The organism is Bianquea renquensis, from assembly GCF_014384895.1.
GTDB lineage: Bacteria > Bacillota > Clostridia > Lachnospirales > Bianqueaceae > Bianquea > Bianquea renquensis.
In genome coordinates this window covers 1-2,200 of the sequence record NZ_JACRSQ010000073.1, presented here as the reverse complement: position 1 = coordinate 2,200, position 2,200 = coordinate 1, and the positions used below count along the sequence as shown (strand labels likewise).

The following is a 2,200-nucleotide window of genomic DNA, read 5'->3' as shown; positions in this document are numbered from 1 at the left end:
AGGGTTGAGCATGGGATGCAAGAAAGACGACAACAGCAGCACGGCGGATAGCAGTACCAGCAATCAGAGCTCCAATCAAAGTTCTGAGGCGGATTCGACGCCGAGCACGGGAGAGATCGCCACGATTCAGTTCTACAGCGGCGGCGTGAATCCCAGTCAAACATACTATGACTGGCAGCAGGAGTATTTTGAAGAGAACCTGGGCCTGCGGGTCGAGGCAATCGTAGCCGATAAAGAAAAGCTACAGCCCATGTTGGCGGCGGGAAATCTGCCGGACCTAGGGAAATATGCGGTTGACGGGGATCCGACCCAGGCCATCGAGGGTGGACATGTCATGGATCTGACGGACTATGAGGATCAGATTCCCAACTATACAGAGAAATATCCCCAGTCAGTTCAATTTTCCAAGGACTACAAGAGCGCGGGGACAGGAAAACTGTATGCCATCATCACGCAGATTGGAACCTACAATTCCTATCCCATGGATGTAGGCTGCTATGCGGCGAATGTCCGCTGGGACATCTATGAAAAAGCGGGCAAACCGGAAGTGACGGATATGTATTCATACCTGGATGCTCTGAAGAAGATGCTGGAGGTATATCCTGAGACGGAGGATGGCCAGAAGACATATGCTATGGGCTTTTATCCAAGCTGGGATGGAGCCTATATGTCCAATGCAGGAAGATACACATCTATAATGGGCATCAGCGGAACTGTCGTCGGATACAATCAATATAATATACTTGAAGACAAAATAATGCCCATGATCGAGAAGGGCAGCTACTACTACGAGTCCCTGAAATGGATGTCGACAGCCAATCGCATGGGATTGATTGATCCAGATTCTATGACGCAGACCTATGACATTACGCAGGCTAAGACGAAAGAGTCAGGACAATATCTTGCCTCCATGGCAGGAAATTACTGTGATGGCTACAACACGGATGAGCGTGTGAATGCAGACGACCCCTCGGGCTTCATGCCTTTGATCTGGGACGGACAGCACCCGGTTGTTAACGGGGATACGGTGATCGGCGGAGATACGGCCAATCCATTGTTTGTCAGCTCCACCACGAAAGAATTGGATGCATGCCTGAGATTTGTCAACATGATGTTCGATGAGGACGCGCTGATGGTAATGTACGGCGGACCGCAGGGCGAACTGTGGGATATCGTGGACGGAGAATATGTTCTGACAGATGCGGCCGATGATTTCAGGGCAACAGGATCCCATACCTTTGGAACCGGCGAGAGCAGCTCCGACTGGTGGGGAGACTGGGGCTTGATGTCTGCGACAAAGCATTCCAAGTATAATACAGAATTCCGTATCAGCGATTCCATCGCGTACACAGAGAAAAAGATCGAAAACAACAAGATCGTCGATATGTATGAGGATTATTACGGCTATCGACGTCCTATCGAAGTGTGGACGGAGAAGGATCTTATCTGCTATGAGCCAGAATGGAGAAGGCTCATTGAGACCATGCCTTCTGACTTGCAAGACATCCAGAACAACGTGAAAGGCGTTGTCTGCGAGTACTCTTGGAAGATCGTCATGACCGCCAAAGATGACGCGGAAATTGATTCCATGTTCGATGAGATGAAGACTCAGTGCGACGCTCTTGGCATTCAGCAGATCGTCGAATGGGGTAAGAACCAGATTGAAGCCGCTAAGTCGAATATAGGTAAGTATGAATAGGAAAAGATATGGGAATGGGCTATCTGACAAAGAAGCCCATTCCTTTTCTTCCTAATATAATATCGATACAGAGCCGTGATTAGGAGCCACTGAATATTTTAAAAAAAAAGAGAAAAAAGGAGTTGACAGAGGAAGGGAGGTGTGGTAATATAATAAACGCGCTTGAGAAAAGGCGCAAGAAAAGCGGAAGCGGAGCGAGCTGAGAGGCGAAGGCAAAGCGACCGAGAGGACGTTGAAAATCGAACAGTGTAACATCTGAGAAGAGGAAAAGGTAAGAGACTCGGAGGGAGCTCGAGAGAGCCCCTGAGGAGAGGAAGACCACCAGTCAAGAGCCTCGAGAGAGGGACTCAGGCAAACAAACAGTAATTCGCGGAGGCCCGCGGGAGCGGGAGAAGCGAAGGACAAGAAGGACAAACCAAACAAGAGAGTTTGATCCTGGCTCAGGATGAACGCTGGCGGCACGCTTAACACATGCAAGTCGAGCGGAGATGTGAGTTGGAA

General features: G+C 49.5%; 1 protein-coding gene and 1 rRNA gene. Both read left to right on the top strand.

The annotated features are described in order from the left end of the window. Positions 1-1,699 (top strand): type 2 periplasmic-binding domain-containing protein (locus H8730_RS17190; protein ID WP_249290276.1); only part of this gene is annotated, 1,699 nt, incomplete at its 5' end. Between the two features lie 417 nt (positions 1,700-2,116). Further along, positions 2,117-2,200, top strand: a 16S ribosomal RNA gene (locus H8730_RS17185); the annotation flags it as partial.